Annotated in this window: 17 protein-coding genes; 12 read left to right on the top strand and 5 right to left on the bottom strand. The window is 70.1% G+C overall.

All coding sequences use genetic code 11. The features are described from left to right. Positions 1-192: 192 nt before the first annotated feature. The 5 genes from ABT001_RS34750 to ABT001_RS34730 form a co-directional block, all read right to left on the bottom strand. On the bottom strand, positions 193-393 hold the full coding sequence (locus ABT001_RS34750; protein ID WP_351285573.1) for a hypothetical protein: 201 nt from the start codon (positions 391-393) through the stop codon (positions 193-195). Between the two features lie 708 nt (positions 394-1,101). Continuing rightward, entirely contained in the window at positions 1,102-2,802 is a 1,701-nt protein-coding gene (locus ABT001_RS34745) for a DNA primase family protein (RefSeq protein ID WP_351285572.1), read from the bottom strand. Next, complete coding sequence (locus ABT001_RS34740; RefSeq protein ID WP_351285570.1) at positions 2,799-3,857, bottom strand: bifunctional DNA primase/polymerase; 1,059 nt, start codon at positions 3,855-3,857, stop codon at positions 2,799-2,801. Before ABT001_RS34740 ends, ABT001_RS34745 begins: the two co-directional genes overlap by 4 nt. 226 nt (positions 3,858-4,083) lie before the next feature. Next, positions 4,084-4,281 (bottom strand): helix-turn-helix domain-containing protein, encoded by a 198-nt coding sequence (locus ABT001_RS34735; RefSeq protein ID WP_351285568.1) that lies wholly within the window; start codon positions 4,279-4,281, stop codon positions 4,084-4,086. 216 nt (positions 4,282-4,497) lie between these two features. Beyond that, positions 4,498-5,241: a GntR family transcriptional regulator gene (locus tag ABT001_RS34730; RefSeq protein ID WP_351285567.1), complete on the bottom strand. Its 744-nt coding sequence runs from the start codon at positions 5,239-5,241 to the stop codon at positions 4,498-4,500. A gap of 221 nt (positions 5,242-5,462) precedes the next feature. Between ABT001_RS34730 and ABT001_RS34725 the strand changes: the two genes are divergently transcribed. The 12 genes from ABT001_RS34725 (at position 5,463) to ABT001_RS34670 (ending at position 14,305) form a co-directional block, all read left to right on the top strand. After that, positions 5,463-5,675 (top strand): hypothetical protein, encoded by a 213-nt coding sequence (locus tag ABT001_RS34725; protein ID WP_351285565.1) that lies wholly within the window; start codon positions 5,463-5,465, stop codon positions 5,673-5,675. Further along, a complete protein-coding gene (locus ABT001_RS34720) occupies positions 5,672-6,826 on the top strand; it encodes a DUF2637 domain-containing protein (RefSeq protein WP_351285563.1) in 1,155 nt (384 codons plus the stop codon). Before ABT001_RS34725 ends, ABT001_RS34720 begins: the two co-directional genes overlap by 4 nt. Further along, the gene (locus tag ABT001_RS34715; RefSeq protein WP_351285562.1) at positions 6,823-7,083 is read left to right on the top strand and encodes a hypothetical protein; all 261 of its coding nucleotides are present in this window, start codon (positions 6,823-6,825) and stop codon (positions 7,081-7,083) included. Before ABT001_RS34720 ends, ABT001_RS34715 begins: the two co-directional genes overlap by 4 nt. Further along, positions 7,080-7,403: a hypothetical protein gene (locus ABT001_RS34710; RefSeq protein ID WP_351285561.1), complete on the top strand. Its 324-nt coding sequence runs from the start codon at positions 7,080-7,082 to the stop codon at positions 7,401-7,403. Before ABT001_RS34715 ends, ABT001_RS34710 begins: the two co-directional genes overlap by 4 nt. 92 nt (positions 7,404-7,495) lie before the next feature. Further along, a complete protein-coding gene (locus ABT001_RS34705; protein WP_351285560.1) occupies positions 7,496-7,969 on the top strand; it encodes a hypothetical protein in 474 nt (157 codons plus the stop codon). A gap of 99 nt (positions 7,970-8,068) precedes the next feature. After that, positions 8,069-8,593 carry a plasmid transfer protein TraA gene (traA, locus tag ABT001_RS34700; RefSeq protein ID WP_351285558.1) on the top strand — a complete coding sequence of 175 codons (525 nt, stop codon included), beginning with the start codon at positions 8,069-8,071 and terminating at the stop codon, positions 8,591-8,593. Between the two features lie 65 nt (positions 8,594-8,658). Continuing rightward, a complete protein-coding gene (gene traB, locus ABT001_RS34695; protein ID WP_351285557.1) occupies positions 8,659-10,656 on the top strand; it encodes a plasmid transfer protein TraB in 1,998 nt (665 codons plus the stop codon). A 1,085-nt stretch (positions 10,657-11,741) separates the two neighbouring features. Next, a complete protein-coding gene (locus tag ABT001_RS34690; protein ID WP_351285555.1) occupies positions 11,742-11,912 on the top strand; it encodes a hypothetical protein in 171 nt (56 codons plus the stop codon). A 75-nt stretch (positions 11,913-11,987) separates the two neighbouring features. Beyond that, positions 11,988-12,143, top strand: a complete 156-nt coding sequence (locus ABT001_RS34685; protein WP_351285554.1) for a hypothetical protein — start codon at positions 11,988-11,990, stop codon at positions 12,141-12,143. Between the two features lie 107 nt (positions 12,144-12,250). After that, on the top strand, positions 12,251-12,496 hold the full coding sequence (locus tag ABT001_RS34680) for a hypothetical protein (RefSeq protein ID WP_351285553.1): 246 nt from the start codon (positions 12,251-12,253) through the stop codon (positions 12,494-12,496). Positions 12,497-12,875: 379 nt separating this feature from the next. Then, a complete protein-coding gene (locus ABT001_RS34675; protein ID WP_351285552.1) occupies positions 12,876-13,910 on the top strand; it encodes a tyrosine-type recombinase/integrase in 1,035 nt (344 codons plus the stop codon). A gap of 41 nt (positions 13,911-13,951) precedes the next feature. After that, positions 13,952-14,305 (top strand): hypothetical protein, encoded by a 354-nt coding sequence (locus tag ABT001_RS34670; RefSeq protein WP_351285551.1) that lies wholly within the window; start codon positions 13,952-13,954, stop codon positions 14,303-14,305. Positions 14,306-14,427 lie beyond the last annotated feature (122 nt).

The following is a 14,427-nucleotide window of genomic DNA, read 5'->3' as shown; positions in this document are numbered from 1 at the left end:
ACCAGGGCCCGCAGCCACCACCGGCTGCGGGCCTTGTCTTGTCGCTTGTCTTGTCGCTTGTCGCCCCGCAGGTCAACAGCCCACCCAGCACCGCCTACACCCGACACCGAACCCGGAGACGACAAGCGACAAGCGACAAGCCCCCGGGCGACCCAGACGCCCTCTCGCCCCCGTTTTTGCGCGGGCAGAATCTCAGCCGCGCCCCTCGGTTCCGCCCCCGGCCTCACGCGGGAGACCCGGGCCGTTCCCCGTGGGAACACCGAACAGACCGCCCGCCCGCAACTGCTCGATGTCCGCCCACCGCTCACCGGGGAGCTCCTCACTCAGATCCGCCTCCCGCGCACGGACATCAGCAGGGACCGGACCAGTGCCCAACGGGCGACGCTCACTCATCCCGTGATCATCCACCCCTGCTGTTCCCCGTGGGAACACCCTCCCGCGACCGGTCGCGACCCCTGCCGCGCGCGGGAACAGCCGAATACGCCGTGCCACGAGGTCCGCCGTATCGAGCAGCTCCAGGGAGCAGGGGGAGGGGCGTCGCAATCACGGGAGCAGATGTCAGGGGCCCCGGCGCGGGTAACCCGACACACGCACGCTCAGAAAAGCGACCAGGGGGTCAGTGAAGAAATGCGGAGCGGCTGCGCCGCACGACCCTCAGGCGGCCACCGCCCGGGCGTCGGTAGGTCCGGCTGCCGACCGCGAGTTCGGACAGACAGACATTACGGAGCGGCAGAGCCGCACGACCTCCGGGCGACACCCCGCCGTTGTCGGCCCGGCCGGATGTCGAGTACGGGCTACTTCCGGCAGACGCCGGACGGGCTGCAGCACCGGCTGCCGAGTGGCGGGGGTTGGGTAGCTGCTGTGAGGCTCCCCAACCCCCGGCGGAGGTTGTCCACGGCCGGGGCCGGCGGACCGTCTGCGGGCTGCGGTTCCACGTCCGGTTCCATCAGTTCCAACTTCTCTGGGTTGCCAGCTCTCCCCGACGCATAAGGGGGTAACCGGAGGAACGTGGAACTGATGGAACCGGAGATGGAACCGGCAGGTCAGGGCATGGCACTGCCCCCGCCGAATCACGTTCGACGGGGGCAAGTCAGTGGGTGCCTACTCGCAGACCTCGTCCATCCGGAGGCCATCCTTCGTGAAGCGCATCCCGAGCCATGCCCAGTAGGCCGCGGGGACTGCTGGAGGGGAGAACGACTCCATCACGGAGTCCGGGCGAGAGAGCCCGGGGCGCGCTTTGATCTTGCGTCGCTCTGCTCCCCGTGCGTTCGTTTCGTCATGGTTTCCGAACCGGGTGCCGAACGTCTTGTCCGACCACCGTGCGTGCTCCTGTCCCTGCAACCAGCCGTTGAAATCGGCGAACAGCTCCCGCGCGATAACGTGGCCGTCAGGGTCGGGTTCGATCCGGTCGCGCCAATACTTGAGCACCAGGTCACAGTCCGCGCGCCAGTTCCTCGTGTCGTTCTCGACCTGCTTCGGCAAGGGCGGCATGACCCGCTCGTTCTCGTACCAGAGCTTCGCGCCCTCGATGAGCCATGCAAGCACGGCCTCATGCTGCTTCTGCCCGTTCTTCATGCGCTCGCGAATCCCAGGGTCGCCCTGTCGCTCGTTCGGTGCGCTCGGAGTCACGCCAGGCTTCACGAACTTGTACGGGAAGGTGACCAGGGCAAGGCGCCGCCACGTGCCGTGATCAGTCTCTTCCACGGTCGGCAGGTAGTTCGTCGACAGGAACACAGAGTGCGTGGATGACCACTCCACTGTGTCCTGCTTCATGTACCGGGCCTTCATGGTGGACGTGCCGATCACGTCTTTGAGCCGCTTCACATTCAGCCGGCCGCGCTCCGGCAGCTCCTCAGCCATCGCGAACCGAGCGCCACGCAGATCCATGAGTTCAGTAGGGTGCGCGCCCGGATCTGCAAGCAGGACACGGTCCGACATGAGGACCCCGTACCCCTTACCGATCGTCCGGGCGATGCTCTCGAGAACGGTCGACTTCCCGTTCTCCCCGCCCCCCTGGAGCAACAGCAGCACGTCGTCAGGGGTCATGTGTCCAGTGATCGCCTGCCCGGCCCGGATCTGAAACCATCGTCGACTCTGCTCCGGCAGCGCTGTGAGCGCCTGGTCCCAATCCTCATGAGTCGCCCCCGGCCGGTACGGCGCAGCAGTGATTTTCGTCAGATACAGCAGCGGGTCGTGCGGCCGGACCTCTCCGGTGGCCAGATGAACCACGGCCGAGGGGGTGTTGAGTAGATCCGGGCGCGCGTCGAACATGTCGTCTCGCACCTGCAGAATGCCCTTTGCCAGCTCGACCAGGGCGACCAGCCGCGACTTGCTGAGCAGGCTCATGAGCTCCTGTCGCTTACGCCAGTCTGTATCGGGCGCCCGGAGTTCGTTGGTCACCGACTCGACCATGTACTGACGGACGGTCTCCGTGATCGTCTGCGGATTGCTGCGCTCCCAGTGGGTGCCAGTCCATCGCATCCAGCCGAGACCGGCAGACCAGCAGTAGGACCCGCTCAGGACGCGATGAGAGACCCGCTCAGCGAGGATCGCGTCCGTGGTCTCAGTACCTCCCGTGGGAGGCACCGGGGCCCGCTCGGCAGCCTTCGCTGCGGCGGCAGCTTCCTTGTCGGCAGCCTTCGCTGCGGCAGCTGCTTCCTGCTCTGCCCTGTACTTCTCGAACTCCGCGCGTTCCGTGGGCGCGGCAGCCTCGAGCGCCTGCCGTGCTTTCTCCTGCCGGGCCTTGTCCCGCTGGAACGCCTGAAACGCGATCACGTCGAGGTCGGTCGCTTCGGTCGTCATGCCGCACCCGCTTCTGCTCCGCGGCTGCCGGTACTCCACCCGGACCGGATGGTGTGCAGAGCCTCCTGCTCGCCGAGACCAGCGGCCCGGGCTGCGGCGAGCAGCTCGTCCTGCACGGTGGTCTCGCCGAGCACGGCCGGCGCGGTGGGGGAGAGTTCGCCGAGCCTCCGAGCCGCGGCGTACAGCCTCCTGTTGCGCTCGCCCTCCCCGGCACTGCCCACGCCCTCCAACTCCCCGTTCAGCGCCGCCACCGCGTACCGCTCGGCACGGTCTCCGGTGGGGAGCTGATGAACTCGAGCAGGGCGGGGAGCAGCGGCCGGTGCCGGACGCCGGAGCAGGGCGAGCAGCCACCCGGGCACCTGCTGCGGCAGTAGGTGCGCCGGAGACTCCCGGACGTAGGGCCGACCCTGCGCGGCCGAGTAGGACCCGGCAGCGATGACGTACCCGCCGAGCCCGCGCACGTCCACCAGGGGCCCGAGATGTGGGGCGCGCTCGCCCTCCCCGGTCGCGCACCCGATCAGCGGCCCATCCTCCGGCTGCCGGTAGTACAGGTGCAGCCCACCGGACGGGGTCATCACGGTGTACGTCTCCGGCCACTCCGCCCCGGCCTCCCGGGCGAGCAGCTCGAGGACATCAGTTCCGCCGGCACATCCGGCCCATCGGCCGGTGAGCTGCTCCGCTCCAGGCTTCGGCATGTCGAGATCGACGACGACCAGGCCGCGGCCGTCGATGGTGCTGCGCCCGGTGAGCAGACCGACGTGCGCACGGGCGAACCGGCCGGAGCTCCACCACCTGGTGACCGTGTCCGGGTCGGAGAACGGGGCCATCTCGTCCGGCGTCCGGCCCTTCCCGAACCCGGGGACCAGGGCGCCCTTATCGGTACGGGAGCAGGGCACCACGGGGATGCCGCGGCGTACCCAGGTGAGCGCCACGGACAGCTGTGCGGATGCGAGGCTGGCGTGATGCCGTTCACCCGGCGTGTCCACGGACGGCCGATCGCGGGGGTTGGGTAGCTCTGTAGCGGTATGCGCCGTGAGCTGCAGGTTTTCGTTCATGGAGCGTCCCTCTGTAGGTAGGGGCCGGCTCCGGGGCGTGGACAGGAATGAACAGAATTGGCCGGGGGCGAGATGGTCCCCCCTGGACATCCTGTCTATCCTGAGCAGCGTGCCCAGCTAAGCACTGCTGCTGATTTCCACGTTCCGGATGCCAGTCCGGTCGGTAGAATTTCGGTAGCGTCCCGAAGGGTCCGGTGGTGGAACACCGGGCCCTTCTGCATGTCTGCTAGGACGCTGCCGAGAGGTACTGCTGCTGCTCGTTCTCGAGCTCTGTGCGGTGGATCCGGACCAGGCGCCCCGGTCCGATCCGGTGGGACCGGATCTCTCCCGTGGCGACCCATCGAGTGATGGTCCGTGTGGACACCCGGTAATGCAGGGCGACCTCCCGGACCGTCAGCCATGGGCTCTCGGTGCTCGCGTCCATCAGTGGCCTCCTCAGCCTCTGTTGCTCCGTTGATCGTACCTGCGTCCAACGATGTTGTCCGAGCCGCTCTATGCCCCCCTCACGCGCCGTTTCACGGGAGAAACGGGGAGCGCGTCCCCCGCATCCCGACGAGTCCCGACGAGTCTCGGTGAGTCTCGGTGAGTCTCGGCGGTCATTTGCTGTCCCACCTATGGGTACGACAAATCGCGGAATCTGTTACACCGAGCCGGAGACCTGCCACAGCCCGGGCGCGTAGACGTCCTCCCAGACCTCGATCGGCCCGTCCTCGTCGTGGTGCGCGGTGTGCAGCACGAGTACGGCTGCTGCCACAGAGCGGGGCAGGTCAAGGCCGAATACATCGAGTTCATCCTGTGAGGCCAGCCGTGCGCCACGCTCTTCAGGGGATCGGCTCACGATGAGTCCGGTTCGCTCGGTGTACGTCGTCTGCCAGAAGGGCTTGAGCTGCCCTTGCCGCATGATCTCGGGTACCGCGGTGAGGGCTCGGGGGTGGAAGTACGAGTACCCGATGACTACGGGCTTGCCGTTCTGGATGAACGTGCGTCGCCGAATCGGGATTTCGTCGTAGAGCTCGACACCCAGAGCATTGGCGACCTTGAGGTCTGCACAGCTACGGAACATCGCCTCGTGGTCGGTGCTGGTCTCTCCTGGGCTGTAGATCCTTCCCGTCCGGGCGAGCCGATCGAGTCGGGCTGATCCGCTGGACGCCACGCGGGACTGCTCTGCCACGACGGTGCCAAGGCTCCCTCGCCCAATGGCGAGTCCCTCGGATTTCAGGACAGAGAGGGCCCGACTGACGGTTTTTGCGGACACGTTGAACTGCTCGCGGATCTCCTGCACAGACGGTAGGGCGGCTCCGGGCGCTAGCTCTCCGTCTCGGATGAGTGTGCGGAAGTGCGCCGCCACATCGGCGTACCCCGCCCCGACTGCCTTGAATGCCACGGTATGACCCCTCTCGTGAGTGATGCGCTCTCCCGTCAAGGTACATCATGAACCCACGTAGGTACATCTCTTGCGTGCGGAAGGTTATTTATGTACCTTCGGAGGTGTTGCAAGGTTCATCACGAACCTTGCGCCTCTCATGCCGTGCCAGAAACCGGCGCGGCCCCGGGGTGTGATCCCGGGGCCGCTGTCGGACCGGACCCCTCGGGAGGGACCGACCCATGAGCAAACGTACCGCTGTCGCCGCGCTGTATTGGCTGGCCATCGCGCTGGTCATCGCCGAGATCGGCGCGGCGTTCGTCCTGCACCACCGAGACCTCACCAACGTGGTCGCCCTCGTCGCCCTTGTGGTGGTCGGGGTACGGGAGCTGCTGCTCCGCTCCGCGAACGCCGACGACCGCCGCGCCGCCGCTTCCGGGGGTGTGGAGCAGTGAGCAGCCGCATCGAGACCCTGACCCCCGCACAGGTCCAGTCCGCCGAGCGTGTCCTGTCCGCCGGAACGTGGGGCATCACCGCGGGCGCCGTGCTGTTCTCCGTCTTCACCGTCACGCCGCTTGTCGAGCGGGTCACCCCGGACGGCTGGGGGTGGACCGCGCCGATCCTGCCGCTCGTCGTCGACGCCGCGGTCGTCATCGTGGTCCGCCTGGACGCCACGGTGGACCGGCTGCGGACCACCGGGGGTCGGTGGCCGGCCGCGCTCCGTTGGCTCACCGGCCTGATGACGCTGCTCCTGAACATCGGCGACTCGGCGTTGAAGGGCGACGCGACGGGCGTCGCTGTTCACGCGGTCGCCCCGCTGCTCCTCATCGTCACCGCTGAGGCCGCGCGTTCATACCGGGCCGCGATCGGTCGGGCGCTGGACGGCATCGAGCGTTCACGGGCCGAGCAGGAGGCCGCCGACAAGGCCGACCGTGAACGCCGTGAACAGCGCGAGCGTGCCGACCAGGAGGCCCGTGAACAGCAGGCCCGAGCCGACCGTGAACACGAGACAGCTCGTCGTGAACAGGCTGACCGTGAGGCCCGTGAACACGCCGAGCAGCTCGAGCGTGACCGCCTCAACCGTGCCGAGCGGCAGGCACGGGAGGACCGGCAGCACGCCCTGCAGCTCGAACAGCAGCGCGCGGACCGGGAGGCCGCAGAGCGCCGTGAGCAGCGCGAGCGCGAGGAGGCGCGGGAGCTCCGGGAGCAGGAGCAGCGGGTCCGTGCCGAGCGTGAACAGCAGCAGCGTGCAGCTCTCGAGCGCGCGTCTATCGAGCAGGCCGCTGCTGCGCGCCGGGTGACTCGTGAACGGCAGACGCAGCGCCCCGTGAACACGGACACCCCTGCCGTGAACAAGACGACGCCCTCCGTGAACACGGACACCCCTGCCGTGAACACGAATGAACGACGCACCCCCAACGTGAGCCTGAACAGCGGCGAGCTGGTGTTCAGGAAGCTGCCGGAGGCGGAGGCCCGGGAGGCGGTCGCGGCGGCCGTGAACACCGGCCAGACCATCCGTGAACTCGCCGACCTGACCGGCTGGTCTGTCGGCTGGATCTCCGCCCGCCGGCAGGAGCTCGCGCTGACGAACGGGGCCGACCGATGACCCCGGCGCAGCGGCTGCTGCTCGCCACCACGGAGAGGGCCGCGGCCACTGTGCGGTACCTCGAGGACGCCGACGCCGTCCGGCAGATGCTCGCCGGAGTCGAGACCCCCACCGTCACCCCGCTCCCCCTGTACGTCGTCGTCTCCGGCGGGGAGCTGCTCAGCGTCCACGCCACCGAGGACGAGGCGGAGCGGTACGCGGGCCCTGGCACGACTGTCCGCACGATGACGCAGCGCCCGGGGGGTGGGCAGTCATGACCGTCATCCCGCTCGGTGTCCCCCGCGTCTGGGCGGTCGTCATGTCCGCGGCCGGGCACCGCTGCCACTGCACCGGGGCGTGCGGCTCCCGCCACTCCGACTCCGGTCTGCAGTGCGACGAGACGACGGAGCAGAGCGCCCTGCTCGCCGCTCCGGCCGATCTCACCCTGACCACCGCAGCCGCCGCCGCGGTGCCCGCCGGGGAGCTGCTCGCCTGGTGCACCGACTGCCACCGCAAGGCAGCCGCCCGGCAGCGCCGAGACGCCCGGGAACGGGCCCGGCGGGAGACCGCCGAGCCCGCCGGCCTGTTCGACCTCTGACCCACCGCCCCGGCATCCAGCCGCGAGGGCGCCCGACCGAATCGGGCCCGGGGCTCTTAACGAACACGCTCTCTACTCAGCAGGAGGCAGCAATGGAGCAGCTCCCCACCACCCGCGCCGTACAGGTCCCCCCGGGCTGGCCGACCGTCCAGCAGCCCGCAGTGCAGCTCTACCGCGAGCAGGACACCACCGTCGTCTACGTCCCCGGGCCGGACGGCCGGATGGTCGCCGTACTCCGCGAGCACCTCCCCACCGCCCCCGTCGTCTACCAGCCGCGCGACCTCACCCCCGCCCCCCTGCTCGACCCTCGGGCGCAGCGTCTCGCCGCGGGTGGACTGCTCGCCGGGGGAGTCGGTTTCGGGGGTGGGCAGCTGCTCGCCGGTCTCGGCACAGCAGTCAGTGCGCTCGCCGGTCTCGGCTCCGTCGTGATGTGGATCGCGGTCGCGGTCGTCGCCTCCCGCATCGCGCCGGCCGTGCTCGGCACCGGGTCCACGGTCCACCACCACACCACCAACGTCAGCACGACGACCAGGTGGTTCGGGCGCACGACGACGCACGTCCGCTGACGGTCCCCTGCCGCCCCCGGTACCGGCCTACGGGCCCGGGGACGGCAGAGGACCGGACAGACCGGCCCACCGCACCACCAACTCAGAGAGCAGGCCAGCATGACGACGACCACACCCCCCAGCGGCGGCGAGAGCAAGACCAACAAGTTCGCGAGCGCCGCCGGATCGTTCGCGGGCGCCGCCGCCGGCGGATTCGTCCCGCCGATCAACGTCACCGTGAACAACAGCGCGAGGAAGGGCCCGGCCGTACCGGCGGCCCGGACGCACGCGGAGAGCCTCCTGCCCGCCCCCGAGTTCAGCTCCCCGGCGCAGATCCGCGACTACTGCAACACCCTGCGCGCGTCCGCCGTGATGCTCAGCTTCGAGGTCGCGATGGCCGCCGAGATCCTCAAAGCGGTGCTGTCCACGGTGCCCGACCCGGAGGGCCGGATGGGCGGCGCGAAGATCCGCGCGTTCAAGGTCTCCCGCAAGATGCAGCGCGCGGCCGACGAGCTCCGCAACGCGGCCAAGCTCGCCGCGGCCACCTACGCCCTGTTCGCGCAGGAGTACGAGGGCGAGCTCAACGCCCACCGGGCCAAGCCCAAGAGCATCTACCAGCCGCGCATGAGCTGGGGCCAGCAGTGAGCGCCCGCTGGGTTGACCAGCACGGACGAGACGTAGAGCGGGAAATCGAGAGGACGGAACGGAAGATGAAGAAGGACCGAGAGAGCAGCTCGAGCGGCAGCGTCGGGGCGTACCTCCTGCACCGGACCAAGCCGCACCTCCCCCCGTGGATCGGGCTCGGCGGAGTCGGTCTCGTCGGGACCGGCGCACACCTGATGTGGGCCGACTCCGTCGCCGCCGGCGTCGGCCTCACCCTGTCCACCGTCGCCCTGACCGGGGCCACCTGGTGGGCGGGACGCGAGACCAGCGCGCAGCGGCGCCTGCACTCCGCGATCACCGTCGCCGCCGGGTCGGCGTGGATGACCGGAGCAGCGCTCGCCGGACCCCTGTCCGGGATCCTCCCGGACACGTACCTCATGGGCGGCACGGTGCTCGCCCTCTCCTGGAACGTGCGCATGATGCTGCGCACGTCGGACGGTCCGGCCCCGGAGTCTGCAGACAAGGGGTTGTTGGCCAAGGTCGGTCTCGCCAAGGCCCGCATCGGTAAGACGGAGGTGGAGCCGAACAGGGTCACGGCCGCGCTCGCCCTCGAGGGCGGGGAGCAGACCAACGACGACGTGGCCCGCGCCCTGGTGCGTATTGCGTCGGCGCTCGACCTCCCGCAGTCCGCGATCCGCTACCAGCCGGACCCCGAGTCCGCGCGCCGCGGCGAACTCGTCATCGTGCCCCGCGACATGCTGGGGGAGGCGCAGGAGTGGCAGGGTCCGGCCCTCCCCGGCGGCAGCATCGCCGACCCGCTCGTCATCGGGCAGTACGACGACGGCTCGCCCCTGGTGGTGTGGCTGCCCGGCGACCCCGACGAGGGACGCAACGCGTCGCACTTCCTGATCGCCGGTGGCACCGGCTCGGGGAAGGGGGACGCAGCCCTGAACCTCATGACGGAAATCCTGTCCCGCAAGGACGTCGTGATGTGGCTCAGCGACCCGAAAGCTTTCCAGGATTTCCGGCCGCTGCTGCCCGCCTACGACTGGGCGGTGGAGGGCGGAGCAGGCACCGAAGCCATGGTGGAGGCGCTGCAGCACGTCATTCCGGCACGGACCGGGTGGCTCGGCAAGCACTCCTACCGGCAGTGGTCGGTGCAGGCCGCCGTCACGCAGACCGACCCGGCGCACTCCTGCCGCCCGGACCGCACCGCGTGCGGCTGCCCCGGAATGCCGTACATGGTCGCGTGGATGGAGGAAGCGGCAAACACACTGCGGAACCTGGGCGACGACGCGTTCACCGGCATCGCGCAGGAGGCCCGCTCCGCCGGCGTCTCCCTCATCGTGTCCCTGCAGCGCCCCTCCTACGACCAGATGTCAACCAGCACCCGGGCCTCCCTGCCGTCCGTGATCGCGCTCGGCTGCGACCCGAGGGACGAGGGATTCAGCCTGCCGGAGTCCGTCATCAACCAGGGCGCCCACCCCGGGGCGTGGGGCAACCGGCGACCGGGCTACTGCTACGTGGTGTCCAGCGGGATCGACGAGGCCCGGTACGCCTCCCCCGGCAGGACGCAGCAGTTCACCCCGCGGTCGGTGTCCCTCATGGAGACGCTCGCGCAGTGGGCCGTGCGCAACGGGGCTGTTGCCGACCCGATCACCGTCGCCGCCGCCCGGGCGGTCGTCGGCAACGCGTACACCGGACGGCAGGCCACCGACGAGATGGAGCAGACCACCGTGCCCGAGCAGGACGACGACATCGTGAACGGCGCCCTGCTCGACCCGGAGGACGCCGCCATGGACCCGGAGGCGGACCTGCCCCCGGCCGGACAGGGCGACGACGCCCCGGGGCTGTTCGGTACGGACAAGGGGCGCAACCCGTCCCCGCAGGAGACGCGGGAACTGCTCGCCCGCGCCATCGACGAATTCGAGGAGAAGGGTCAGATGGTCGTCGGGCCCGTGGACTTCATGGACTGGTGCGAGAAGAACGACTTGTCCCGCCCGTGGGTGTCCGCACGGCTCCGGGAGGCCGCCGCAGAGGGGCGCCTCGAGCCGACGAACAAGACGGGCCGGTGGCGGATCGTCCCCGCCCTGACACCCGCGTGACGCCTGACACCGTCACGGACCCCGTGACACCCATTCCCCTAGGCGGGAGCAGGTGTCACGCCCCCTGACACCCCGCCCTGACACCCGCGTGACACCGAGCCTGACAGCAGAAGGGGACGCCCGCGCAGCTATCGCGGGCGTCCCCGAATCGGAGGGTACGCCAATGAGCACTCGCAGCCCCGGACGCCCCGGACCGTCCACACCGACCGAGCAGGGCCCCGGCCGCTGGAACCGCGACAGCGGCTCGAGGCCGTCCACGACGACGAGCAACCCGGCACCGCGCCGAGACCCGAAATCCTCCTGACCGACCGGCCGCAGCGGCCCCTGCTCCCCACCGCGGGACAGGGGCCGCTGTTGTGCCCTGCTACTCGTCCGGCAGCATCATCGGCGCCCCCGTCGCAGAGAATCCCCACCGCCCCTGTGCCGGCGGCTCACTCCGTGGGGCGACTGGTCGAGAGCCGTCAGGTGACGCGTCATGTGACGCGTACTGTGACGCGTCACGTGACGACTGCCGCCGTACCGCTGCGGCACGCTCCTGCTGCACCGCCGTGGCCATCGCCAACGCCACCGTCTCCCGCAGCCGCCGCGCCTCATACGCACGCTGCCGGCACGACTGGGAGCAGTACTTGCGGGGGGTCGCCCCACGGGACGGAGCCAACGGGTTGTCGCACGAATCCCGCTCGCACACCGGAGCAGCCGCGGGGGTTGGGAAGGTCTCATTGCTCATCCCGCGACCGTATCGGGTGGGTGACGAACGGACGTTCTGCGGCTACGCGCAACTCCATTAGGTGGTCGGCGTGTTTCATCCTCTGCCCCCTGTCGGAGGGGAGAAAGCACCCTCTGGAGTCACGTCTACTAGTCCCAGCCGCACCCCGGGGCCGCCTCCCCCGGGGACTTGCGCGGCTAGGTCACCGAATCCCTTAACTGCAACCAGGCAGCCGCAGCTATGAATGCCGCTCGCCCCGCTGATGGTCTGCCCACAGACCACCCGCGCCTCCCTCCCCGCTGTCGGGGACGGGAGGACTTTTTCTTCCACCACCACCACCGCCGCCCTACCCCCGCACGCCCTCACTCAGGAGACACCCATGGACTACGTCGCTCTGCTCGCCGCTCTGCCCCTCGTGCTCGTCGTCGCCCTGCTGTGCGCCACGCTGGTCTGCCTCGTCGCAATCCTGCGGGCCCACCGCTCCGAAGTCGTGGCGGTGCTGCGCGCGCTCCCCGGCCTCGTCGCAGCGCTGCTCCGCCGGAAGCCGTAACGCGCCCCGCCCCGGGCCGTTTGTCATACCGCCCGGGGCCGCTCCGCTCCGGGCGCCCCACTCCCGGAGGACCCCATGAACACCAGCACACTCGCGCTCGGCGCACTCGGCGCCGCCTGCGTCACCGCCATCTGCATCGTCGCCATTCGCCGGGCCCACCGGTCGGACGTCCCCGACGTCATGCGCTCTGTGTCCACTCTCGCCGCCGCCGTACTGGCCCGGGAGGGGTGACCCGGGGTGCTCGGGCCCGCAGGGCACCCAGAGCCCTCCGCAGGGTCCCGTAGCCCGTCCGGGGATTCCGGGGACAGCAGCCGCTGCTGCTCGCCATCGTGGACCGCATGAGCGAGCAGCAGCAGCACGACACCGACACCGACCGCGAGTTCGTCACCCTGTACGGCGGACCGCTCGACGGACAGCACATCGACGTCACCGGATGGTCCGACGCCCACCGCGGCGCCGGCGTCGCCCACATCACCGAGCACGGCACCTACGGACCCGGCGGACGCGCCATGTACGGACCCGCGCCGGACGACCCGTGGCCGTTCTCGACCGACCGGTGGGTGTGGGAAGGCGACTGCCCCTGACTCAGAATCCGGCGTGGCTCCGGACGAAGCGCGGGCAGTCGTAGTCGCAGTCCCCCGGATCCTCGTGACACGGAGCCTCCGGCTCGGACGGCTGCATGCAGAGTCCGCAGACGTACCCCGGGCCGTGCCCGCACCGCCGCGGGGCGGACGAGGTGATCGGCAGCCACGGGGCCCCGTACTTCCGGGTCGGGCGAGATGCGCTCATGCGATCACCGCAGCAGTACGGCGGGTCACCAGACAGGCGCCGCGCCCGAGTTGCACCCCGATAGTCACCATTAGGCGTATGCCCCGGTATGGGCCGTCGCTCGCGTCCACTCCTGTCCTGATGGGTCTGCGCGAGTTCCCACTACTACAGAATAATGACTGTTATCCTGTACTCATGGATTCGACGCCCGCACTCCGCACCCGCCCTGACGCCCCGGCACCCACCGCTGCTCCGGCCGTCGTGCTGCGCGGCACCCCGCCGGCCGCATCGCCGGACGCTCTGCTCGCCCTTCTCGAGCGAGCGGGCGCCGGAGCCTCCGTACTCACCGCGACGCGCTCATGGCTCGGCAGGCGCCCCTCCGTCCACTCCCAGACCGCCTACGCCAAGGACGCCTCCTGGTGGCTGGCGTACTGCGCCGCGTCCGGCACCGACCCGACCACCGCGGCCCCGACCGTCGCCGACGACTACGCCACCGCACTCCGTGAGACCGGACTCGCGAAGAGCACCCGGGCCCGGCGGCTGGCCGCGGCCTCGTCCTGGTACGCCTACCTCGTCCGGGCCGACGTCGCCGGACGGAACCCGTTCACCGGCATGGAGCGCCCCAGCGTCTCCGCGGACGCCTCCCCCACCCGGGGCCTGACCCCGGCCGAACTCGGCACGCTGCTCAGCTACGCGCAGCAGCACGAGACGCCGCGCACGTTCGCGCTGCTGACCACGCTCGCCACCACCGCCGGGCGCATCGGCTCCGTACTCGCCGTGACCGTAGGCGCGCTCGGCTCCGACCAGGGCCACCGCGTCGCCGACCTCGTGGTGAAGGGCGACCACACGAAACGCGTCGTCCTGGTCCCGCTCGCCGTACAGGCCATCGACGCCTACCTCGAGCAGCGCCCCGACGCCGCCGAGGATGAGCCGCTGTTCGCCACCCGCACCGGCCGCCCCATGGACGAACCGGCCGCGTACCGGCTGCTGCGCCGCGTCGCCACCGCCGCCGGCATCGAGGGCGCCGACCGGATCTCCCCCCACTCGCTGCGCCACTCCTACGCCACCGCGCTGCTGGACCAGGGCGTACCGCTCGCCGACGTCCAGGACGCCATGGGCCACGCCGACCCCCGCACCACCCGCCGATACGACCGGCACGCCGGAGCACTCCACCGCTCCCCCTCGTACCGGATGGCCGACGCCCTCACCGCAGCCATGCGCACCGCCTGACCACCACAACCCACCGCCACAACAACGCAGGGGGAACCACCATGCAGATCGACCCCGTACCCACCGGCCCCGTCCAGACCGAGCCCCGCAGATACGTCTCCGGACCGGACCAGCACGAGCAGCTGCTCGCCGTACTCGCCGACGCCGGTATCGAGCTGGGGGAGTACGACCACCGCATCATCGAGTGGCTGACCCTGTCCCCCGGTCAGGCCTGGGGCACGGTCGCCACCATCGCGTCATGGGTGAAGCGAGCAGCCGAGCCCGACACCGACACCGACAGGATCCGGGAGACGCTCGACTCCTACCTGGAGCAGGTGGACCAGGACGACGTCGACACCGACGTGCTCGCCGAGACCATCGCCCTGCAGCTCCAGCGACGCCGCGCCACCACCTGACCCGCACAACCGCATCACCTGCCCAACACCAGGGCCCGCAGCCACCACCGGCTGCGGGCCTTGTCTTGTCGCTTGTCTTGTCGCTTGTCGCCCCGCAGGTCAACAGCCCACCCAGCACCGCC

Origin of the sequence: Streptomyces sp. NPDC002793 (genome assembly GCF_040295485.1) — a bacterium.
Classification (GTDB): domain Bacteria; phylum Actinomycetota; class Actinomycetes; order Streptomycetales; family Streptomycetaceae; genus Streptomyces.
Note: the sequence above shows the minus strand (reverse complement) of the source record. Positions and strands in the feature narration are given on the sequence as shown.